This is a genomic window from Nocardia heshunensis, from assembly GCF_054782115.1.
Genome location: NZ_BAAGTC010000003.1, coordinates 1,086,852 through 1,107,651, shown reverse-complemented (window position 1 = coordinate 1,107,651; position 20,800 = coordinate 1,086,852). Strand labels below are relative to the sequence as shown.

Genomic DNA, 20,800 nt, shown 5'->3' with positions numbered 1-20,800 from the left:
CGCGGAAACCGACGGATTCGACACCGGTCGATCGACTGATTCCGTCGGCGGAGACACTGATCCCGAGTCTTGTTGCCGCGCTGAGTGATTACGCCGTCCCGGTCGAATTCGCCACCCAGGGCCTGCTCACGCTGTGCCGGAATCTGCACCGGCTCAATGTGCTGGCGACCTACCGGAGTCTGTCCTGCTACAGCTGATCGAGCAGTGCGGGCAGTTCGGCCCGGACCGCGACGCCGAGCTTCGGATACGCCTTGTAGAGGTGGTAGCCGACGGTGCGGGGGCTGAGGAACAGGTGCCCGCCGATCTCGCGGTTCGACAGTCCGCGCGCTGCCAGCCGGACCACCTGAAGTTCTTGCGGCGTGAGCAGATCCAGCACCGACGCACCGGCCGCCGGTCGGCCGGTGTCGCCGGTGGCGCGCAGCTCGGCGCGGGTCCGCTCGGCCCACACCTTCGCGCCGATGCGTTCGAACGTCTCCAGCGCCGCACGTAAACTCGTGCGCGCCTCGGTCTTTCGCCGGGCGCGCCGCAGCCATTCCCCGTACAGCAGGTCGGTGCGGGCGGCCTCGAGGGGACGACTGCCCTTCTCGTGCAACCGGACCGCGGCGGTGAAGTGCGCCTCGGCCTGCTCGCCGGAACTCATCTGGGCCAGGCACCGTGTGTAAACGGCCTGGATCCAGGGCGCTCGGCTGGCGTCCGCCCAACGCCGGAAACGCTCGAGTGACTCCCCGATGCGCTCGGGCTGGCCGGTGCGCAACGCGGCGTCGACGCGCAAGGGTGTGAAGAACACGGCCATGTAGTGCTCGCCCATGGGACCGCGGGCAGCGGATTCGACGCGGTCCAGTACCCGGTCGTAGCGCCCAGCGCCCAGATCGAGCAGCCCGAGCTCGGTGTCGCCGACCAGCACACCGTTGCGCATCGCGTCGACCAGCATGGTGCCCGCGAGCTCGGCGGGTGCTCGGTCGGCACTGTCGATCAGCATGCGGGCGGCGCGGTGTCGGGAACCGAATTCCGATTCGACGATGGCGCGCACGTGATCCAGGCGCGGCGCGTCGCGCTCGTCGCTGGGTCCGCGGGCCGCGCGGCGCAGCAGCGCGGCGGTCTTTTGCAGATCACCCGCCGTGGCGGCGGCCTCGGCGGCGCGGGTCAGGCGGTGCGTGGTCGCGGCCGGATCGACGGTCATCGTGGCCGCGCGTTCCATCGCCGCGGCCGCGAGGGTGTGGTCGGCTCGTTCGGAGGCACGGTCGGCGGCGGCCTCGAGGGCCGCGGCGATATCGTCGTCGGGTCCGGTCGCGGCCGCCGCGCGATGCCATGCCGCTCGATCATCGGCTTCGACGGTGCCATAGGCCGCGAGCGCGGTGGCGAGCGCGCGGTGCGCGTCCAGCCGACGGTGGATCGGAGCGGCGTCCAAGACCGCCGCGCGGGCCAGCGGATGCCGGAAGGCGATCCGATCGCCCTGGCGCACCAGCAATCCCGAGTCCTCGACCCGTGCGAGCTCGGTGGGCCCCGCATCACAGGTGGCCGCCGCGGCCAGCACGATTTCCGGCCGCCCGGTCTCCTCGGCGGCCGCGATCAGCAGCAGGGCGGTGGCCGCTTCGTCCAGTCCCGCGGCGCGTGCGCCGAACGCGGTCTGTACCCGGGCCGAGAGCGGCAGCGTGGCCAGGTCGTAGGAGCCCGTCGACGCGGTGCCGGTGCGCTGTTCGGTGCTCAGCGCGGACGGGAGTTCGACCAATGCGAGCGGATTGCCCTCGGTTTCGGCCAGCATGCGGGCGCGCACCGGCGGCGCCAGTTCCGGATACCGTTCGTCGAGCAGTGCGGCCGCGGCGGCGGGCTCGAGCGCGGTCAGCTCCCGGGTGACGAGGGCGGAGAGTCCGGCCGGATCGCGGACATCGCCGCGCACGGCGAACAACAGCAGCACGCCCTCGTGGTGCAGCCGCCGGGCCGCGAAAGTCAGTGCGTCGGTGGAGGATCGGTCCAGCCACTGGGCATCGTCGACCAGGCACAGCACCGGCCCGTCCTCGGCGAGTTCGGCCAGCATGGACAGCACCGCGAGGCCGACCAGGAAGCGATCGCTGGGCTGGGCCGGGGCCAGGCCGAAGGCGCTGCGCAGCGCGACGGCCTGGGGCGCGGGCAGGGCGTCGAGGCGGTCCAGCGCGGGGTGCAGCAGCAGATGCAGGCCCGCGAAGGGCAGCTCGGCCTCCAATTCGATGCCCGCCACCCGAATCACGCGCAGCCCCTGGGCTTTCGACGCGGCATAGTCGAGCAGTGCGGTCTTGCCGATGCCGGCGGGCCCGCTCAGTACGTGCGCCCCGCTGCGGCCGGATTGCGCGTCGGCGAGGAGGCGATCGATCAGCGCCAGTTCCTCGGCGCGCCCGTGTAGCACCGGCAGACCCTACCAACGCAAACTGGTCGGTACTAGATAGTCTGATCGGCCGAATCGATCGGGCCGCTCTCGCGAATAGGGCCGCTACCGGCTCATTCCCCCGGGAATCGAGGAACCGGCGGGCGGCCGATTACTCGCTGGGCGAACGTGATCGGCGTCGCCGCCCGACCGGAGCCGTTCCCCTTCAGCGTGATTCGTGCAGCAGGTTGGCCAGTTCGGCTCGGGTCGCTACACCGAGTTTCGGGTAGGCCTTGTAGAGGTGGTAGCCGACGGTGCGGGGGCTGAGGAAGAGGTGGCCGCCGATCTCACGGTTGGACAAGCCCTGGGCGGCCAGGCGGACGACCTGAAGTTCTTGCGGCGTGAGCAGATCCAGGACGGATGCGGTGGGGCGGCGGCCGCTGGTGTCGCCGGTCGCGCGCAGTTCGGCGCGGGCACGGTCTGCCCAGAGATGGGCGCCGAGCCGGTCGAAGGTTTCCGCGGCGGCGCGCAGGCGGGTGCGGGCCTCGGCCTTGCGCTGGTCACGGCGCAGCCATTCGCCGTAGAGCAGGGCTGTGCGGGCCTGTTCGAAGGGGCGTCCGCCTTTTTCGTGCAGGCGCTCGGCCGCGTCGTAGTGGTGCTCGGTCTCGCCGACCGGAGCGGTCAGGGCCAGGCAGCGCTCGTAAACCGCTCGCGTGCAGGGGGATCCGCTGGCGTCCGCCCAGCTGCGGAACCGGTCGAGGGGCTCGGCGAGGTGGTCGGTGCGGCCGACGCGCACGGCGGCTTCCACCCGGAGCGGAGTGGACGCCACGGCCACCGTGAAGGCCGCGGCCACGAACATCGGTTCGCGAGCCGCGGATTCGAGGCGATCGAAGACCAGGTCGTAGCGGCCCGCACCGAGATCGAGCATGGCGAGCGTCGTCGTGGCGAGTGCCGCGGTCGCGGACTCGCGACGGTCGAATGCGGCCGCGAGGGCGGGCTCGGCGAGTGCGCGGCAGCGCGTTTCGTCGCCGGACAGCGCCGCACCCCACGCCAGCACGCAGCGCGGGCCGTCCATCTGGTGGTGCAATCCGATCGAATGTGCCAGTGCGAGCGCCTCTTCCGCGTGCACGACCGCGTCGCGCGTGTGGCCGGTCGCGTATTCGGCGGAAGCCAGGTAGTGCAGCCGCAACGGCAGCGTCCCCAACGTCGACTGTTCCCGCGCCTCTGCCACCAGGGTTTCGAGCAGGTCGCGGGCCTCGCGGTCGAAACCGGTCATGAGTCCCATGGCAGCGCCGTTCATCCGCTCGTCCTGGGTCAGTTCGGCCGAGTGCGCGTGCGCGTATTCGGCGCACGCACGGAGTTTCGGCAACGCGTATTCGTCGTCGCCGCTGAGCATTCGGGCCAGGCCGAGCAGTCCTTCGGTCACCCTGCTGGGGCCGTGGCGATCGTGCAGCAGACTGGCCGCGCGGGTGGTGAGTTCGGCGTCGCCGACGAGGAAACCATTGCGCACGGCGTCGACCAGCATCGGGCCCGCGGCCTCGGCGGGCGCCTGCCCGGCGGCGTCGATGAGCAGGCGCGCGGCCGTGTGCCGGGAGCCGAATTCGGCCTCGACCATGGCTTGCAGCGAGGCCAGCCGCGGGGCATCGGCGTTGCTGACCGTTCTACGGCGGGCCCGGCGCACCAGGGTGTCGGCCCGGTGCAGATCACCGGCGACCGCGGCGGCTCCGGCCGCGGCGATCAGGCGTCGGGTGCCGGTCGCAACGGTGACGGTCAACTCGGCGGCCCGCTCCATCGCCGCGGATGACGCGGCATGATCGGCGCGTTCGAATGTCCGGCCCGCGACGGCCTCCAGATCGTCGGCGAGGGCATCGTCGGAACCGGTCGACGCCGCCGCGCGATGCCAGACGGCGCGGTCGGCGGCTGCGGGGTCGCCGGTCCGCAGCAGCGTGTCGGCGAGCGCGTGGTGGACGGCCAGCCGCCGATGCAGCGGGGCATCGCGGAGTACGGCGGCCCGCACCAGGGGATGTCGGAAACTGACCGTATCTCCTTGGCGGACAAGCAATCCCGAATCCTCGGCGGCGGCCAGGTCCGCGGTGCTCGCGCCGAACGTGGCGGCGGTGTCCAGCACCACCGACAACTCCCCGGTCGACTCGGCCGCCGCGACGAGCAGCAGGGTGCCCGCCGCCTCGTCCAGCCGGGCGGCGCGCGCACCGAACGCGGTCTGCACCCGGACCGACAGCGGCAGCACCGCAAGGTCATAGGGCACCGCCGGCCCGGCGCCGGTGCGTTGCTCCATACTCAGCGCGGACGGCAGTTCGACCAGAGCCAGTGGGTTGCCCTCGGTTTCGGCGAGCATGCGGGCGCGCACCGGTGGTGTGAGTTCGGGATAGTGCTCGTCCAACAGGGCCGTGGCGGCCACACCGTCGAGCCCGCTCACCTCGTGGGTGGGCAGCCCGGCCATGGGCTGGGCGACACCGCGCACGCCGATCAGCAGCAGCACGCCTTCGTGCTGGAGTCTGCGGGCTGCGAAAGCTAGTGCCTCCGCGGAGGATCGGTCCAGCCATTGGGCGTCGTCGACGAGGCACAGCACCGGACCCTCGTCGGCCAGTTCGGCCAGCAGGGACAATACGGCCAGGCCGATCAGGAAGCGATCACCGGATTGGGCCGCGGCCAGGCCGAAGGCGCCGCGCAGCGCGACGGCCTGTGGTTCGGGCAGCGCGTCGAGGCGATCGAGGACCGGGCCGAGCAGCAGATGCAGTCCGGCGAAGGGCAATTCCGCCTCGAGTTCGATCCCGGCGACGCGGATCACCCTCAGTCCGTCGGCCCGTTGCGCGGCGTAGTCGAGCAGGGCCGTCTTGCCGATACCGGCGGGCCCGGTCAACACCAACGCTCCGCTGCGGCCCGCGTTCGCCTCCGCCAGCAGTCGATCGATCAGCGCCGATTCCTCGGCACGCCCGTGTAGCACTCGACGGACCCTACTTAACCGACATGACAGATCAAGGACCAGTCGATCGACTGAATCCTTTCCGTTCGCCTCGCCATAGCGTTTTCACCAGCCGATTCACACGAAATCAGGAGCTGTGATATGCAACCGAATTACTCGCTGGGCGAACGCGATCGACGTTGGGCGCTGGCCCGGGAGCTGATGGACGAGCAGGGCGTCGACGCCCTGGTGATCTACGGCGAACACGAGAACGGCGGCCCGGCCTCGTTCTCACCCGACGTCTATTTCACCAATGAGCGCCCGGGTGCGATCGTGGTGTTCCCGCGTGACGCCGACCCCATCTCGCTGGTGTGGTCGCCCATGCATATCGCCGACCACATCGAGGCCCGCCGTCGCGGCGACGCCTGCTGGACCGAGCCGCAGAACATGCGGGTGGCCAAGCACGCGCAGGGCGTGGTCGATGTGCTGAAAGAGCATGGGCTGGAACGGTCGCCGGTCGGCGTGATCGGCCTCGAGCCGTACCCGCCGTTCCACTTCAACCCGATCATGCCCTACACGCTGTGGACCGCGGTCCAGCAGCAGCTGCCGCAGGTGACCTTCAAGCCGATGTGGTTCCCGTTCCTGCTGCGTACCCTGGCCCAGTCACCGGAAGAGCTTGCGGTACTGCGGCATTCGGCCGAGATCGGCGAAGCGATGGCGGCCGCCATGCTGAAGGCCACCGCGGCGGGCGTCACCGAAGCCGACGTGTATGCCGCCGGGATGGCCGAATCGTTCCGGCTCGGCACCGTCGCACCGGGCATGCTCATCCAGTCCGGGCCCGGGTTCGCCTGCTGGGGCCCGCCGGTCTGGTCCTACCGCCCGCAGGCGCCGCGCGTCATCGAGGACGGCGATCTGATCCTGGCGGAAGTGTTCTGCCAGTTCGGCATGCGCGAAACCCAGCATCAGGTGGCCATCGCGGTGGGGGAGGTGCATCCGGACATCGAGGCGGCGGCTGTGGTGGCGCGCGCCTCCTACGAGGCCGGGCTGGGCGCGCTGCGGCCCGGCAACACCTTCGGTCAGGTGGTCGACGCCATGAAGGCTCCGCTCGAGGCGGCGGGCGGCTGGAACATTCATCCGCTGGTGCACGGGATGAATCCCTATGGGACCGTGTGTGGTTTCGGCCGCGGCATGCGGGAGTTGCCCGAGGCCGCCTCGTACGGGCTGCTGGCCGAGGTGCCGACCATCGGCACCGATCTGCCGCTGACCGAAGGTATGACCTTCGCCTTCGAACCCAACTGCGTGATCAACGGGAAGCTGGCGAACATCGGCGGCACCGTCGTCGTCGGAGCGGACGGCGCGCTGGAGCTGAACTCGCTCACCACGAACCTGCTGCGGGCCTGAGCATGACTCCACAACGTCTGGTGGTCGGCATCAGCGGTGCCACCGGGATCGCTTACGGCATGCGGATTCTGGAGATGGCCCGCAAGGCCGACGTGGAGACCCACCTGGTGGTGACCTCCGCCGCGCAGCTGACCCGCCTGCACGAAACCGATATCAGCGCAGGCGATCTGGCGGCAATGGCCGATGTCACCTACCGTCCGGCGGAGATCGGGGCCGCCATCGCGTCCGGGTCGTTCCGCACCGCGGGCATGATCGTGGCGCCCTGCTCGGTCCGGACACTGTCGGCGATCGCCTATGCGAACAACGACAATCTGCTCACCCGCGCCGCCGACGTCACGCTCAAGGAACGCCGTCGGCTCGTGCTCATGGTGCGCGAAACCCCGCTCACCCTGGCGCATTTGCGCGCCATGACCGCGGTCACCGAATCCGGCGGGATCATCATGCCGCCGGTGCCCGCGTTCTATCTCGGGCCCGAATCCGTCGACGACATCGTCCAACACAGCGCCGGGCGGGCGCTGGATCTACTCGGCATCGATGTGCCGGACCTGCCGCGCTGGGGCGAGGAGACGACACCCGGCCGCGAAACCATGTCGCATCAGGAAGGATTGGTATGGAACACCTGAAGAGTCTCCGGGAATTCATCACCGCACTCGAGAGCATCGGCGAGATCCAGACCATCGAGCACGAGGTCGACTGGCAGCTCGAGATCGGGGCGGTGATCCGGCACTCCTACGACTTGCGTGCGCCCGCACCACTGTTCACCAATATCACCGGGTATCAGGGCACCGGATTCCGGGTGCTCGGCGCACCCGGGGCCTTGAGCGCACCCGAGCATCAGCTGGCCCGCATCACGCTGGCTCTCGGCCTGCCCGCGGACGCCAGCGGTCAGGAGTTGATGGAGGCGCTGGTCGCGGCGCGGGAGAAGCCGGGCATTCCGCCGGTCGAAGTGGCGCGCGCCGACGCGCCGTGCAAGCAGAACATCCTGCTCGGTGACGACATCGACCTGTTGACGTTCCCCACTCCGTGGATCCACGGCAACGACGGTGGCCGCTACATCCAGACCTGGGGCTTGAATATCGCTCGTACGCCGGATGGTTCGTGGACGAGCTGGTCGGTCAATCGCATGATGATCCACGATGCCAAGAGCCTGGCCTGTCTGATCGCACCCGTGCAGCACCTCGGTGTGGTCCGCACCGCCTGGGCCGATCTGGGCAAGCCTATGCCGATCGTGCTGGCCCTCGGTGTCGAGCCCGGCCTGCCGTTCGTAGGCGGAATGCCACTGCCGGACCATGTCTCCGAAAGCGATTACATCGGAGCGTATTTCGGTGAGGGCATCGAAGTGGTGCCCGCCGAGACCGTGGACCTGATGGTCCCGGCCACTGCCGAGATTGTCATCGAGGGCTATATCAGCCTGGACGAGACGGTCATGGAAGGCCCGATGAACGAGTTCCCGGGCTACAACGCCACCGCGTCCTCACCCAAACAGCTGTTCACCGTCACCGCGATCACCCACCGCGACAACGCAATCCTGCCGGTGGTGGCCGCGGGCCCGCCGGTCGAGGAGGACCACACCTGCACCGCCACCATGCACGGCGCGGAACTGCTCTACCAACTGCGCCAGGCCGGGCTGCCGATCACCTCCGCCTGGCACACCCCCGAAGCGGCCATGCACTGGCTGACCCTGTCGGTGCGCCAGGACTGGCATGCGACGCTGGGTATTTCGTCGGCCGAACTCGTGCAGCGGGTCGCCGACGTCGCCTTCACCGGTAAGGCATCGGTGAACGCGCCGAAGATCCTGCTCGTCGAAGACGACGTCGATATCACCAACCTCAACGAGGTGGTGTGGGCCTTCGCCACCCGCTCCCATCCCGACGCCGAACGCGGGGAATTCCATTTCCCGCACAAGCTTTCCGACGACCTGCCCATCTACCTCGATGAGGAAGAAAGGCACACCTACATGGCAGGCAAAGTCATCTACAACTGCCTGCTCGCCGACCTCTACCCGGACGGCAAGAAACCGGTCAAGGGCAGCTTCGAAAACGGCTGGCCCACCGACATCCAAGAACGCGTCCTCGCCAACTGGCGTGCGTACGGCTACCGATAGGAACACGAAAATGTATCGCACACTGGACTTCCTGGCGATCCTCTCCGCTGCCATGCTGGTCGGCTTGATGACCACCCTGCTCACCGTTATGCGCGGTCTGTGGGATGAGCAGCCCGAACTCGAAGCCGCCCGCAACTTCCAAGCCTTCCTGCAACACGCGGGCACGAACCGAATCCTCTCCACCCTCACCATCATCCCCATCATCAGCGCCGTCTGGATGGCCTTCCTCCACGCCCCCAGCACCACGGCCAAGGTCTGCGCCCTCACCGGCGGCGGCGTCTTCCTCCTCGGATTCTTCCTCTGGACAGCCATTTTCAACCTGCCGATCTACAAGGCAGTCGCCAAATGGAACCTCACCGAATCCACCCCGAGCGATGTCCGTAAACAGATCCGCCACTTCCACGCATCGAACCTCGGCCGCCTAACCGCCGCCCTCGCCACCACAATCCTGTTCTTCGTGGCCGTCTTCTGATCCGCGCAAGGAACCCGATATGCAACGCATCCGCCTGAACCTGAATCAGCTAGAGGAAACCCTGCTGATCACCCTGTGGGCCAAGGCCCTCGACAGCAAACTCCCCGTCCCAATGCTGGGCGACACCCTCTCCGCCGAAATAGCGGACCAAATCGACTACGACTTCACCACCTTGAAGATCAAAGACAGCCTGACCTACGAAACAGCCCTCCGCACCCGAATGCTCGACGACACCGTCCGCTCCTTCACCACCGCCCACCCCAACGCAGTGGTCCTCGACCTCGGCTGCGGCCTGGACCCCCGAATGATCCGCTGCCAACCACCCGCCGGAATCGACTGGTACGACATCGATTTCCCGGAAGTCGTAGCCCTCCGCCCCCAATTCCTCCCCGAACCAACCCATCTCATCGGCGCGAATATCACCGACACAGACTGGCTAGCCGACATCCCACGCGACCGCCCGGCAATAATCATCGCCGAAGGCTTGATCCCCTTCCTCCCCGGCGATTCCTTCCAACTCCTGACCCGCACTCTCACAACCCATTTCACCACCGGCGAGCTAGCCCTCAACGGCTACACCCGCTTCGCAGCCTGGGCAATGAGATACCACCCCACCATCAAGGCCCTCGGCATCAAAGCGGCAGCCGGTTTCGACGACCCCCACATCCCCGAAACCTGGAACCCCGCCCTAACCCTAATCACCGAGGACTTCCTCACCCGAGCCCCCCAAATCGCAGCCTGGCCCCAACCCCTACGCGCTCTCACCCGCGCCATGGCCCGCAGCACAGCCCTATCCCGCCAGGGCGCCCGCATCCTCCGCTACCGCTTCTGACCCGAAATGATGGCCTCGAATCCGAGGCCATCAAAATTCGGATCAGCCCAGGCCTCTCCGATCGCCGTGGTTAGCATCCGTGGGTGGTTCGAATTATGGATGAGGCCAAGGCATCTCGGCAGCAATGGTCAGTGGACGCCAAGATCGCCAAGTGGGCGGCGCGCAACGGCTACGGCGGGCCGATCACCTACGGGCCAACGGGGTTCAAGGAACTTCGAACGGCGTTCCCGGACAACAGGCGCGGGCCACTCACACCGAGCGTCACGCCATCGAACGTGAGCTTGTTCAGTCGGTACAACAGGCCGGATTCGTGGTCCGCAACCGCGAACACGTGACCGGTGTCGTCGGTGCGTCGGTGCTGGACGAGATCGTCAGCCCCGACGAGCAGCTTGCGTGGCTGGCCGACCCGATCGGTATGAACGCGGCCGACGGCCCGCAGCTCATCAGCGTCGACCCGAGCCAGTCGGCAGCCCACCAGCACGAGTTCGATCGCCTGGCGGCCCTCCCCGAGGCGATGGAAGTCATTACGGCGCTGGGGGAGTACGCATCGGCATGCATCCCGTTCCCACGCCGCACGGAAGCCACCTTCTGGACAGTCAGCTGCCTGCCCGACCACCAACGCCACGTGTACTTCAGAGTCTCGATGGTCATGCTCGAAACCATCTACTTCGAGGTCGGCGACGACCCCTCCAGAATCGCCGCCACGATGTTCGTCGACAACCGTCACCTCTCCCTCAACCTGCTCGGCCGCAACAAGTTACGCCGCCGCGGGGCAACGCTGCGCGAACGAAAACACTCCTCCGCCGGAGCCTTCGAACAGGCCATCCAAATCCCCGACCTATCCAACTTCCCCTCCGTCCTATCCCTCCCCACCATCCAATCCGCAGCAGCCCACCACAACCTGAACCTCATGCGCCGCCGCCAATCCGGCTACAAAAACTCCCACTGCCCTCAACTAGCCGAAGCCGCCCTAACCCTCCAGTGAATCGCTCTGTCTTCGTCGAAAACAAGATTGGGCCGCTTCCCCGTAGGTCGGCTGCGACAATGTCGGGATGGACCGGCAGGACTGGGACCGGCTGAAGCCTCTCCAGGTGGGGAGGTACGCCAAGCAGTTGGTCGAGATGGAGTTCAGCCGTTGGGGTTTCGCCGTCCAGCAAGCCGACGTCGATGTTAAGAGAAACTACTTCCACGCCCGACTCGCCGATGACCACGTCTACGACATCCAGGTCAAGGCACTTCGGCCAAAACGAACCAGTTACACCTTCATACTCGAGGAGCAATTCGACCGGCGGCCGACGTATCTAGTTGCCTTCGTATGGCTTCGAGTCGGTGCCGAACCCGAACTCTTCCTCATCCCGAGCCCGGCTTGGCCGCTGCCGGGTGAGAAGAATTCCCGCCTCCTCGTCCATCGTCCGTACGACAAGCCCGGCCAGATCTCGAAGCCCGAGTACGGCATCAATGTCTCAGCCAGAACCCGCCCGCTCCTCGAGCAGTTTCGTTTCGACCGGCAGATCGAGCTCCTGCGCGAGTCAGTCTGATCAGGTTCGGTACGTCCGTCAGCCCGGCGAACACCCTCGCTTCAGTGAAACGCTGTGCACTCGTTGAAAACAACGATTGGGCCGCCGAGCTTCAGCTCAGCGGCCCAATCTTGGGGTGACCGTTAATCCAGGTAGTCGCGCAAGACCTGGCTGCGGCTGGGGTGGCGCAGTTTGCTCATGGTCTTGGACTCGATCTGGCGGATTCGTTCGCGGGTGACGCCGTAGACCTGGCCGATTTCGTCCAGGGTTCGGGGCTGGCCGTCCGTGAGGCCGAAGCGGAGGCGGACGACGCCTGCTTCACGCTCGGAGAGCGTTTCGAGGACCGACTGGAGTTGGTCCTGCAGCAGGGTGAACGACACCGCGTCGACCGCGACGACCGCTTCGGAGTCTTCGATGAAGTCGCCGAGTTGCGAGTCGCCCTCGTCGCCGATGGTCTGGTCCAGGGAGATCGGCTCGCGGGCGTACTGCTGGATTTCCAGCACCTTCTCCGGAGTGATGTCCATTTCCTTGGCGAGCTCTTCGGGGGTGGGCTCGCGGCCCAGGTCCTGGAGGAGTTCGCGCTGGATGCGACCGAGCTTGTTGATGACCTCGACCATGTGCACGGGGATGCGGATGGTGCGGGCCTGGTCGGCCATGGCGCGGGTGATGGCCTGGCGGATCCACCACGTCGCGTAGGTCGAGAACTTGTAACCCTTGGTGTAGTCGAACTTCTCGACCGCGCGGATCAGACCGAGGTTGCCTTCCTGGATCAGGTCCAGGAACGCCATGCCGCGGCCGGTGTAGCGCTTGGCCAAGGAGACGACCAGTCGCAGGTTGGCTTCCAGCAGGTGGTTCTTGGCGCGGTTACCGTCGCGCATGATCCACTGCAGGTCGCGGCGCGACTGCACGGGCAGCTTCTCGCCCTTGTCGGCGAACTCGCGCAGTTTCTCCGTGGCGTAGAGGCCGGCCTCGATGCGCTTGGCGAGCTCGACCTCCTCCTCGGCGTTGAGCAGCGCGACCTTGCCGATCTGCTTGAGGTACGCGCGGACCGAGTCGGCGGAGGCGGTGAGCTCGGCGTCCTTGCGGGCCTGGCGCAGCGCCTCGGATTCCTCTTCGTCCCAGACGAAGTCACCGGAGGCCTTGTCCTTCTCCGTGGGCTCGTCGGCCTCTTCGGCCTCCGCGCCCGCGGCGGTGACAACGGCAGGGGTCGCGGCCCCTTCCTCCTCGTCGTCCTCGACCTCGTCGACGATTTCTTCCTCTTCGAGGTCGTCCTCGTCGATTTCGAGATCGTCGAGGTCTTCGTCGAGCTCGATCGCTTCGTCGTCGAGGACTTCGTCGCCCTCGCCACCCTCGGCCTTGGGTGAGGCCTTCTTGGCCGCCACCTTCTTGGCGGTGGCCTTGGTGGCCTTCTTCGCGGCGGTCTTCTTGGCCGCGACCTTCTTTGCCGCGGCCTTCTTGGCCGGGGCCTTCTTGGCGGCAGCCTTCTTGACCGGCCGTGCTTCAGTGGTGTCTGCTGAGTCGGCAGCGTCGGCCGATTCGGCGGTCTCTCGGGTATTCGTGGCTACCACGTACGCCCTTTCGTGACGGTCTCGTGCGGCGTCACGCCAGAGTGATCATCCGGCGGAGCGGTTCTGTCGGGGGATATACCGGCTCTCGTGCCGGTGTCGGTTTCCGGCTCACCGCCGGGCATGTGTTCCATTGTAACGATCGAACCAGCTTACTTATGGTGCGATACCGGCTGACACCGCCATGGCTGCTCCGACGATGCCCGCGGTGTTGCGCAGCGCGGCGGGCACCACGGGGGTTCTGTTGGTGAGCAACGGAATCCATTCCTGGTAGTCGCGGCTGATGCCGCCACCGGCCACGAAGACGTTCGGCCAGAACAGATTTTCCAGCGTGACCAGCACCTTGGACACCTCGCGCGCCCACTCCTCGTAGCTCATGCCGACCCGATCCTTGACCGAGGCGGCGGCCCGGTGCTCGGCCTCGCGGCCGTCGACCTCGATGTGCCCGAGCTCGCTGTTGGGCATCAGCACGCCGTTGTACATCACGGCCGATCCGATACCGGTGCCGAAGGTGAGCAGCATTACCAAACCGCTGAGATCCTTTGCCGCGCCGTAGCTGTCCTCGGCCATGCCCGCGGCATCGGCGTCGTTGAGGACGGTCACCTCGCGGCCGCCCAGCGCGACGGAGAACAGGTGGCGCGCATCGATGCCGACCCAGGTCTTGTCGATATTGGCGGCGGTGCGGATCTGGCCGTGCAGGACGACGCTCGGCATGGTGATGCCGACCGGACCCTCCCATCCGGACTGGGCGACCAGTTTGGCCACCGCCTCGGCGACCGCGTTGGGCGTGGCGGGATGCGGGGTCGCGATCTTGATGCGGTCGTACACCAGCTCACCGGTCGCGAGATCGACTTCGGCCCCCTTCACCCCGCTGCCACCGATATCGATGCCGAACGCGCGCCCAGGATCGGACATGGACCACTCCTCGTTCTCCAGTGATTGCCGGAAAGTCGCAGCTCCCCGGCCCGTGAGCTGTGTCGTGCACGACAAGCCTAATGCGCGGGATGCCGGATCTGTGCTGCGATGGAGCTCGTGCCGGAATCGAATTTCACCACCCCTGCCCCCGCCGCCGCCAATACCGATGCCACCGCCGCCAGCAAGACCGACACTTCGGACATAGCCGAACTGCGCCGCGTCGCCGTGTATCTCGCCGAGACCGCTGCCGCACACGTGCGCGCCCGGCGTCCCGAGGTCTTCGGGCCGGATGCGAACGAGCCCGATGCCGTGCAGTCCAAGAGCACGCCCGTCGACCCGGTCACCATCGTCGATACCGAGACCGAGCAACTGGTCCGCAAACTGGTGGCCGAGCTGCGCCCCGGCGACCTCGTGGTGGGTGAGGAGGACGGCGGCAGCCTGACCGACGATCCCGATCTCGTGCACTGGGTCGTCGACCCCATCGACGGCACCGTCAACTTCGTCTACGGCATCGCCTCGTATTCGGTCTCGGTGGCGGCCGTGCGCGGCGGCAGGTCGGTGGCGGGTGCGGTCGCCGACGTGGCGCACGCGGTCACCTACAGTGCCGGGCTGGGCCTGGGCGCGCACCGCGCGGACTCCAGCGTGGACGGCACCGCCCCGGGCGGCACGCCGATCGCCTTGGGCGCCAACCCCGTCGACGCGGTGGACATGGCGCTGGTGGCCACCGGCTTCGCCTACGCCACGCCGCGGCGCACCCGGCAGGGCGAGCTGGTGGCCCAGGTGTTGCCGCACATTCGCGATATCCGCCGTTTCGGTTCGGCGGCACTGGATTTGTGCGCGGTCGCCGAGGGCCGCACCGACGCCTACTACGAGCACGGGCTGAATCTGTGGGATTGGGCGGCGGGCGCGCTCATCGCGACCGAGGCCGGGGCGCGCCTGATTCTGCCGCCCGCGCCCGACTCGCCGGGCGCGGCAGGCGATTTGGTCTCGGCCGCGGCCCCGGGCATCGCTGACGAACTGTTCGGTCTGTTTGAGCGGCTGGATGTCACCACCCCTATCCCCGTTTCTTGACAGGGGGCTGAACAGCTTCGGATAAAACGAACTGTCCGGGCGAAGCACGCAAAACGAATCGCCGCGACCGAAAGGTCGCGGCGATTCTGCTGTCCCGATGCTTCTGTTGTGTTGTGCCGGTTCGAGTTTCGCGAGGGCTCGGACAATCAGAGCCGGGTCCCCGCGAAAGAGACAATCAACACTTGGCGTGTCGCGCGGCTTCCAGCAATTTCGGGTCGATGGCCGGCGCGGTGCCGGGCGTCGGGTTCTTCAGCGACTTCAGCACTTCCTCGGCATCCGTACCGGGCCGGAGGTCGCGGAACAGCGTGCCCAGCACCAGATCCACGGTGTCGTCCTGGCGCTGGTCCTCGATCAGCTCGGCGCACGGCATGACCAGCTGCGTCGCCGCCGCCGCGGACCGGCCGTTCACGCCGAAGCGAATCTGCCCGGTGCACTCCAGATCACCGTTCACGTAGACCGGGTCGTTGCCGATCTGCACGTCCGGGGCGCTGGCGAAACCGAGATCGCCCAGCTCGGAAGCCACGTGCGCGGCCTGGCCGCGCTGGTTGTTGGCGTTGAAGACACGCACCTTCGAGGAGGCGAGGGCGGCGGGCTCCACATCACGCAACTTCGACGCCGACACCCGCTCACCGAGGGGCGCGGGCGCCGCCGCGGACGTGCTCGAGGCGGGACTCGGCGAGTTGCAGGACATGGCGCCCTGATCGCTCTCGGTCGTGGTCAGCGCCTTGAACCAGACGCCGACACAGATGAGAGCGATGACACCCACCATGGCCGCCCAGGGCTCCCAGCGACGCCGGATGAACGGCCGTCCGCTCTTCGGATCGGTCGAGTTACCTTGGGTGATCAGTGAAACCACGCCCACACTCTACGAAAACGTGCGGGCCGGTGCGTGCAGGGCCACGGCAAGTCGGGCATTCGGTGTGGCGCGCGCCGCGGGAATCAGACCGGGCCGCAGCTGGTTCCACCAGGTCCCGACGGTCGCCATCAGGTCTCGGAGGCTGCGAGGAAGATCTCGGAGCGTTCCCTCATCGGTGACGATTGACCCTCATTTTCAACTCGCAAGGGTTTTGATTGCGACTTTTGTCCCGGGGTCCGCTATTGTCTGGCGGCCCAGATCGTACAACCAGGGTGAAACTGGGGATCGATTTCGGGAACAACAAGGGCATGTCCTGCGTTGACCGAGCGCGATCCGGTGCGGATGAGGAGTATCCGGCTCGGATCTGTGACCGGTGTACGCGTGACGTACACCACGGGCGGGGCGGCACTCCGACCCGATCCGGCTCCGCGAGGAGCCGGTGAGGTGGGTGCCGGTCCGGGATATACGGAGTAAGGACGAGGGGAAGACGAGATGGCAACCGACTATGACGCACCGCGGCGCAGTGAATCCGACGAGGTTTCGGAGGACTCGCTGGAGGAGCTGAAGGCTCGCCGCAACGAAGCCGCGTCCGCCGTCGTGGATATCGACGAATCCGATACCGCGGAATCGTTCGAGCTTCCCGGCGCGGACCTTTCCGAGGAGGTGCTTTCGGTCCGTGTGATCCCGAAGCAGGCCGACGAGTTCACGTGTTCGAGCTGCTTCCTGGTGCACCACCGCAGCCGACTGGCCAGCGAAGCCGGCGGTCAGCTGATCTGCATGGACTGTGCCGCATAAGGCCGACAAGGCCGCGTAACGCACTGTCTGTGCAGGGGATCCGAAGGATCCAGAGGATTCCGTCAGCCCGCGCTCGGTTCGCCGAGCGCGGTCCGGAACCGGCCGCGTAGTTCACGACCGGTCCCGGGAGGAAATGTTCGGCAGGTCAGACCTGCTCGGCCGCGTTCTTCAGGCCAAGGGCGGCAATGATCTTTTCCGGATGACGCGTACTGACCAGCCAGTACGGCGTCGGATCGTCCGGGTCGTCGAGCACCAGCAACACCATCGGACCCACCCAGGCCCGATGCTGAACGAACGCGGCGGGGTCGAGCTGGCGACCCAGCGCCGCGCTTTTCGCACTGGTCGGCACCGGCGCCGCGCGTTTCACGAAGGTCGCGGGCAGGTGGGCGCGATCGGTGCGCAGCTCCGGCACGCCGTCGGCGTCCGCGACCACTTCCACGCGATGGCGTGAGAACCACACCAGCACCCAGGCCGCGATCGGGAACAGCAGCACGTACGGCAGCCAGGCCCGCACTCCCGGTGCGCCCATGTGGATTTCGGCTGCCAGCAGCCCGGTCACGACGATGGCGACGGGCACCCACCACCACGGCACCCAGAGGCGCTCGGTGTAGAGGGGCGTGGTCTGCTGCTGAGGTTCCATGGTCACCTGAGGGGGCTGGTCGGACACGACATCAGACTAGGTCAATGACTCGCGACCCGAACGCGTAGGCTCGGCCCACGTGACCGGTATTCCACCTATTCCCCTGCTGCGGCTCGATCCCGGCATCCCCGTACCGACGCGCGCCCACGAGGGTGACGCGGGCGTGGACCTGTGCACCACCGAGGACGTCATCATCGAACCGGGGGAGCGGGTGCTCGTCGGCACCGGCATCGCGGTGGCGCTCCCGCTCGGTACGGTCGGTTTGATCCATCCCCGTTCGGGTCTGGCGGCGAAGGCGGGGCTTTCGGTCGTCAATACCCCCGGCACGGTCGACGCGGGCTATCGCGGTGAGATCAAGGTGTGCCTGATCAATCACGATCTGCGCGCGGCCATCGAGCTCCGGCGGGGTGACCGCATCGCTCAGTTGCTGGTGCAGAAGGTCGAATTGGTGGATTTCGTGGAGGTCGAGACCCTCGACGACACCACGCGTGGCGCAGGAGGATACGGATCCAGCGGTGGGCATGCCAGCCTCGCCGCGGGGTCCGGTGGGGCGGGTCAGGCGACCGGCAAGGAGGCATGACAATGGTTTTCGGACGTAAGAAGAACAAGGGCGGCGACAACGCCGACGAGGGTCGCTACGACGACGAGTACACCGAGTACGACGAGTACGAGGACGAGTACGACGAGTACGAGGAAGTCGGCGACACCGCGGGCGAATTCGACACCGCCAACTTCGCGCGGGTGACCGTCCCCACGGAAACGGGCCCCTACGACTACGAGAACGTCGCCGATCGGCTCGAAGCCATTGCCGAGCAGCGCCTGGACCTGGGTTCGGTCATCGTGCCGGTGCCGCCGGGCGGGCAGTTGCAGGTCGAGATGACCCCCGACGGCACCCCGCAGGCGGTGCACCTGGCCACCCAGCACGGCCGGATCACGGTGGCGGCCTACGCCGCTCCCAAGTCCGCGGGCCAATGGCGTTCGGTGGCAGCCGATCTGGCCGAGACGCTGCGCAAGGACGGCGCGCAGGTGTCGGTCGTGCAGGGCCCGTGGGGTCGTGAGCTGCACGCCGTCACCCAGGGCGCGGATCTGCGCTTCATCGGCGTGGACGGCCACCGCTGGATGGTCCGCCTGGTCGCGGCCGGTCCGACCGGTGCGGCCGACGACAACTCGCCGCTGGTCGCCGCCGCCCGCGCGGTGCTCGGCGAGACCGTGGTCCGCCGCGGCGACGAACCGCTCCCGGTGCGCGAACCCCTGCCGGTGGTCCTACCCCAGGAGCTGGCCGACCAGCTCGCCGCCGCCCACCAACAGCAGCTCGCCGCCCAGCAGCAGGCCGTACAGGCGCAGATGGCCGCCATGCAGGGCGGCCCGGCCTTCCAGCCGGAGCAGCCCTCCGCCGAACCCCGCCGCGGCGCGGAGGGTTCGGCCATGCAGCAGCTCGGCCTGAACTGACCGGCCGGTCCGGGACGGACCTCCGCGTCCGGATTCGGCCGTAGGACAAGACAAACGGGGCACCGCCAGTGTGGCGGTGCCCCGTTTCGCTTAGAGCGCAACGTCCGCGCGCTCCGTCTGCGGCCTCGTGCGGACCGGCCCGCCCGAGCCCGGGGAACTCAGCGGGCTGCCGGATCAGCTCCGGTCGCGGCGACGGTCCGGCGCCGGCAGCGCGTCGCGTGACGGCGCTGGGCGGCTATGACCCGCCGGAGGCTGGTCACCACCGGTGGTGAGTGTTGGTCGGTGCTCGCGGGTTTGCGATGGGGTGTCGGGGATTCGGGTCAGGGGGCCGGGACGCGGCGGGGGAGGAGGGCGGTGATGCCTCGGGTGCCGAGGATGGACGGGTCGGCGCCGAGCTCGTCGAGGGTGATGGTGTGCAGGGTGGCGCGGGGGATGAGGGTGGTCCAGCGTTCGGCTACTGGGAACGGGTGGACGGGATCGTCTGTCGCGCCGATGATTTCGACTCGGGCGGTGACGCGGGCGAGCAGGTCGGGTTCGGGCCAGGCGTAAGCGGCGGCCTCTTCGAGGGCGGCGGGGAGGTCGGGCCACTGGGAGGTCCAGGAGCGGGTGAGGGCGTCGGCGAGCCAGGCGGGGCTGGATTCGCGCATGCGGGTCACCATGGCGTCGAGGCCGTCGGCGCGCAGTTGGGCGGCGGTGGCGGCGGCGCTGAGGGCGGCCGGGCAGCCGGTAGTGTCGGCGCCGGTCCAAGCAGGGAGCGCGGCGATCACGCCGTATACGGAATCGGGGTGCTCAGCAGCCCAATCCACGGCCACGGCCGCGCCCAGCGAGATGCCCGCGATGAGAATCGGTCCGGAGCGGGCCGCGGCATCAAGGGCAGCGCGGTAGCTCTCGATCACCCGGCGCGGGTCCGGGTCGACTGCCAGGAACGGCAGATCCACTGCCGCGCAAGCGGATCCGAAGGCACGTCGCGCGAAGTGGGCGTCGGAGCCGGTCCCGGGCAGGGCTACGGCGATCGCGGGACCGCGGGAGCTCGCCGCACGATTTGCCGAACTCGCTGCCCGATTCGCGGAGCTTGCTGCCCGACCGGCCGGGGTCGCGGCCTGGCTTGCCTGGGTTGGTGCCGGGTTGGCCGGGGGCACTGCGGGACTCGCCGAGGCGGCTGCCGAACCGGGCGAGGTCATCGCCGCGGTGGACGGGGCTGCCGTCGGAGACGGTAGATCGGGCATCGGCCGAGCCTAGTCGGGGCCTATACGTGCGGCGGTCACCATGTGCCGGTGACCGGTGGGTAGGGCGGGGGCGGTTTGGTCGTGACCGACGGGTAGGTCGGTGACGGGCGTGCGTGGCGGGTGCAGGTCGGTGCATCTACAGTGGCGGTGTACGGCCACGGGCGGCCGGGTGGCAAACCACCGGGCTCGTGGGGAAACGAACGACGTGAGACCCACGCCGTCGAGCTCTACAGGAGAGCGTGCGAGATGCCATCCGCGGGTGGGAAGGACACCCCGTCGGGCTATTTCCGGCGGTTGAGCCGTCGCCTGACGGAGGACCTGGATCGTTTGGATGCCGAGGAACTCGCCGAGACGTCGGAAGCGTCGGGCGCGTGCCGGGCATCGGAGTGCCGGCGCGGTGAAGAGGTCACCATGCTGGGTCGCCTGCGCAGTGTCGAGGCCTGTCCCAAGTCGGCGGGCGCCGAGGTGGAGGCCGAGTTCTTCGACGGCACCGATTCGATCGCGCTGGTGTTCATCGGTCGGCGTCGCATTCCGGGAATCGAGCCGGGCCGTCGTATTCTGGTCCGCGGCCGTGTCGGTGAACGCGATGGCGGCAAGGTCATCTACAACCCCTACTACGAACTGCGCGGGAACTCCTGACACTCATGCCGAACCCCACCAGTAGCAGCGACGAGAGCCGCGATCGGAGCGCAGTTT

Annotated in this window: 19 protein-coding genes; 12 read left to right on the top strand and 7 right to left on the bottom strand. The window is 67.9% G+C overall.

Going from position 1 to position 20,800, the window contains the following annotated elements; genetic code table 11:
• Positions 1–187: 187 nt before the first annotated feature.
• Positions 188–2,380, bottom strand: coding sequence for a helix-turn-helix transcriptional regulator (locus tag ACYVN4_RS12060; RefSeq protein ID WP_460720280.1), 2,193 nt, complete (start codon positions 2,378–2,380; stop codon positions 188–190).
• A 184-nt stretch (positions 2,381–2,564) separates the two neighbouring features.
• Positions 2,565–5,303, bottom strand: a complete 2,739-nt coding sequence (locus ACYVN4_RS12055) for a helix-turn-helix transcriptional regulator (protein ID WP_460720278.1) — start codon at positions 5,301–5,303, stop codon at positions 2,565–2,567.
• Positions 5,304–5,423: 120 nt separating this feature from the next.
• On the opposite strand from ACYVN4_RS12055, the gene ACYVN4_RS12050 reads away from it, so the two are divergent.
• From ACYVN4_RS12050 to ACYVN4_RS12020, 7 genes are all read left to right on the top strand, one after another.
• On the top strand, positions 5,424–6,662 hold the full coding sequence (locus ACYVN4_RS12050) for a M24 family metallopeptidase (protein WP_460720276.1): 1,239 nt from the start codon (positions 5,424–5,426) through the stop codon (positions 6,660–6,662).
• A gap of 2 nt (positions 6,663–6,664) precedes the next feature.
• On the top strand, positions 6,665–7,285 hold the full coding sequence (locus ACYVN4_RS12045) for a UbiX family flavin prenyltransferase (RefSeq protein ID WP_460720274.1): 621 nt from the start codon (positions 6,665–6,667) through the stop codon (positions 7,283–7,285).
• Complete coding sequence (locus ACYVN4_RS12040; RefSeq protein ID WP_460720272.1) at positions 7,273–8,766, top strand: UbiD family decarboxylase; 1,494 nt, start codon at positions 7,273–7,275, stop codon at positions 8,764–8,766. The genes ACYVN4_RS12045 and ACYVN4_RS12040 overlap by 13 nt, the downstream gene beginning before the upstream one ends.
• 10 nt (positions 8,767–8,776) lie before the next feature.
• The gene (locus tag ACYVN4_RS12035; RefSeq protein ID WP_460720270.1) at positions 8,777–9,238 is read left to right on the top strand and encodes an anthrone oxygenase family protein; all 462 of its coding nucleotides are present in this window, start codon (positions 8,777–8,779) and stop codon (positions 9,236–9,238) included.
• A gap of 19 nt (positions 9,239–9,257) precedes the next feature.
• The gene (locus ACYVN4_RS12030) at positions 9,258–10,070 is read left to right on the top strand and encodes a class I SAM-dependent methyltransferase (RefSeq protein WP_460720268.1); all 813 of its coding nucleotides are present in this window, start codon (positions 9,258–9,260) and stop codon (positions 10,068–10,070) included.
• A gap of 151 nt (positions 10,071–10,221) precedes the next feature.
• Positions 10,222–11,055 (top strand): hypothetical protein, encoded by an 834-nt coding sequence (locus ACYVN4_RS12025; protein WP_460720266.1) that lies wholly within the window; start codon positions 10,222–10,224, stop codon positions 11,053–11,055.
• Between the two features lie 67 nt (positions 11,056–11,122).
• The gene (locus ACYVN4_RS12020; RefSeq protein ID WP_460720264.1) at positions 11,123–11,608 is read left to right on the top strand and encodes a hypothetical protein; all 486 of its coding nucleotides are present in this window, start codon (positions 11,123–11,125) and stop codon (positions 11,606–11,608) included.
• Between the two features lie 122 nt (positions 11,609–11,730).
• On the opposite strand, the gene ACYVN4_RS12015 is transcribed toward ACYVN4_RS12020, so the two are convergent.
• Both ACYVN4_RS12015 and ppgK read right to left on the bottom strand, forming a co-directional pair.
• The gene (locus ACYVN4_RS12015; RefSeq protein ID WP_460720262.1) at positions 11,731–13,155 is read right to left on the bottom strand and encodes an RNA polymerase sigma factor; all 1,425 of its coding nucleotides are present in this window, start codon (positions 13,153–13,155) and stop codon (positions 11,731–11,733) included.
• 153 nt (positions 13,156–13,308) lie between these two features.
• The gene (gene ppgK / locus ACYVN4_RS12010; protein WP_460720260.1) at positions 13,309–14,067 is read right to left on the bottom strand and encodes a polyphosphate--glucose phosphotransferase; all 759 of its coding nucleotides are present in this window, start codon (positions 14,065–14,067) and stop codon (positions 13,309–13,311) included.
• Positions 14,068–14,175: 108 nt separating this feature from the next.
• Between ppgK and ACYVN4_RS12005 the strand changes: the two genes are divergently transcribed.
• The gene (locus ACYVN4_RS12005) at positions 14,176–15,138 is read left to right on the top strand and encodes an inositol monophosphatase family protein (RefSeq protein ID WP_460720258.1); all 963 of its coding nucleotides are present in this window, start codon (positions 14,176–14,178) and stop codon (positions 15,136–15,138) included.
• A 175-nt stretch (positions 15,139–15,313) separates the two neighbouring features.
• On the opposite strand, the gene cei is transcribed toward ACYVN4_RS12005, so the two are convergent.
• Positions 15,314–15,994: an envelope integrity protein Cei gene (gene cei, locus ACYVN4_RS12000; protein WP_460720256.1), complete on the bottom strand. Its 681-nt coding sequence runs from the start codon at positions 15,992–15,994 to the stop codon at positions 15,314–15,316.
• Between the two features lie 492 nt (positions 15,995–16,486).
• Between cei and ACYVN4_RS11995 the strand changes: the two genes are divergently transcribed.
• Positions 16,487–16,789: a DUF4193 domain-containing protein gene (locus ACYVN4_RS11995; protein WP_033087954.1), complete on the top strand. Its 303-nt coding sequence runs from the start codon at positions 16,487–16,489 to the stop codon at positions 16,787–16,789.
• Positions 16,790–16,934: 145 nt separating this feature from the next.
• Here the strand turns inward: ACYVN4_RS11995 and ACYVN4_RS11990 are convergent, their stop codons facing one another.
• Positions 16,935–17,429, bottom strand: a complete 495-nt coding sequence (locus ACYVN4_RS11990; protein WP_460720583.1) for a DUF3093 domain-containing protein — start codon at positions 17,427–17,429, stop codon at positions 16,935–16,937.
• 79 nt (positions 17,430–17,508) lie between these two features.
• Here ACYVN4_RS11990 and dut point away from each other — a divergent pair, with 79 nt between their 5' ends.
• Positions 17,509–18,009, top strand: a complete 501-nt coding sequence (dut, locus tag ACYVN4_RS11985) for a dUTP diphosphatase (RefSeq protein WP_460720253.1) — start codon at positions 17,509–17,511, stop codon at positions 18,007–18,009.
• Between the two features lie 2 nt (positions 18,010–18,011).
• Positions 18,012–18,878 (top strand): DUF3710 domain-containing protein, encoded by an 867-nt coding sequence (locus ACYVN4_RS11980; RefSeq protein ID WP_460720251.1) that lies wholly within the window; start codon positions 18,012–18,014, stop codon positions 18,876–18,878.
• Between the two features lie 320 nt (positions 18,879–19,198).
• Here the strand turns inward: ACYVN4_RS11980 and ACYVN4_RS11975 are convergent, their stop codons facing one another.
• Positions 19,199–20,104, bottom strand: a complete 906-nt coding sequence (locus ACYVN4_RS11975; RefSeq protein WP_460720249.1) for an alpha/beta fold hydrolase — start codon at positions 20,102–20,104, stop codon at positions 19,199–19,201.
• 246 nt (positions 20,105–20,350) lie between these two features.
• Here ACYVN4_RS11975 and ACYVN4_RS11970 point away from each other — a divergent pair, with 246 nt between their 5' ends.
• A complete protein-coding gene (locus ACYVN4_RS11970; RefSeq protein ID WP_460720247.1) occupies positions 20,351–20,743 on the top strand; it encodes an OB-fold nucleic acid binding domain-containing protein in 393 nt (130 codons plus the stop codon).
• The last annotated feature ends 57 nt before the right edge of the window (positions 20,744–20,800 follow it).

Excerpts from the sequence above, each read along its gene's own strand:
- ACYVN4_RS11975 (WP_460720249.1), bottom strand. The coding sequence starts at position 20,104 with ATGCCCGATCTACCGTCTCCGACGGCAGCCCCGTCCACCGCGGCGATG.
- ACYVN4_RS11990 (WP_460720583.1), bottom strand. The coding sequence starts at position 17,429 with ATGGAACCTCAGCAGCAGACCACGCCCCTCTACACCGAGCGCCTCTGG.
- ACYVN4_RS12005 (WP_460720258.1), top strand. The coding sequence starts at position 14,176 with ATGGAGCTCGTGCCGGAATCGAATTTCACCACCCCTGCCCCCGCCGCC.
- ACYVN4_RS11995 (WP_033087954.1), top strand. The coding sequence starts at position 16,487 with ATGGCAACCGACTATGACGCACCGCGGCGCAGTGAATCCGACGAGGTT.
- ACYVN4_RS12045 (WP_460720274.1), top strand. The coding sequence starts at position 6,665 with ATGACTCCACAACGTCTGGTGGTCGGCATCAGCGGTGCCACCGGGATC.
- ACYVN4_RS12030 (WP_460720268.1), top strand. The coding sequence starts at position 9,258 with ATGCAACGCATCCGCCTGAACCTGAATCAGCTAGAGGAAACCCTGCTG.
- ACYVN4_RS12050 (WP_460720276.1), top strand. The coding sequence starts at position 5,424 with ATGCAACCGAATTACTCGCTGGGCGAACGCGATCGACGTTGGGCGCTG.
- ACYVN4_RS12035 (WP_460720270.1), top strand. The coding sequence starts at position 8,777 with ATGTATCGCACACTGGACTTCCTGGCGATCCTCTCCGCTGCCATGCTG.
- ACYVN4_RS12040 (WP_460720272.1), top strand. The coding sequence starts at position 7,273 with ATGGAACACCTGAAGAGTCTCCGGGAATTCATCACCGCACTCGAGAGC.
- ACYVN4_RS11970 (WP_460720247.1), top strand. The coding sequence starts at position 20,351 with ATGCCATCCGCGGGTGGGAAGGACACCCCGTCGGGCTATTTCCGGCGG.
- ACYVN4_RS11980 (WP_460720251.1), top strand. The coding sequence starts at position 18,012 with ATGGTTTTCGGACGTAAGAAGAACAAGGGCGGCGACAACGCCGACGAG.
- ppgK (WP_460720260.1), bottom strand. The coding sequence starts at position 14,067 with ATGTCCGATCCTGGGCGCGCGTTCGGCATCGATATCGGTGGCAGCGGG.
- ACYVN4_RS12020 (WP_460720264.1), top strand. The coding sequence starts at position 11,123 with ATGGACCGGCAGGACTGGGACCGGCTGAAGCCTCTCCAGGTGGGGAGG.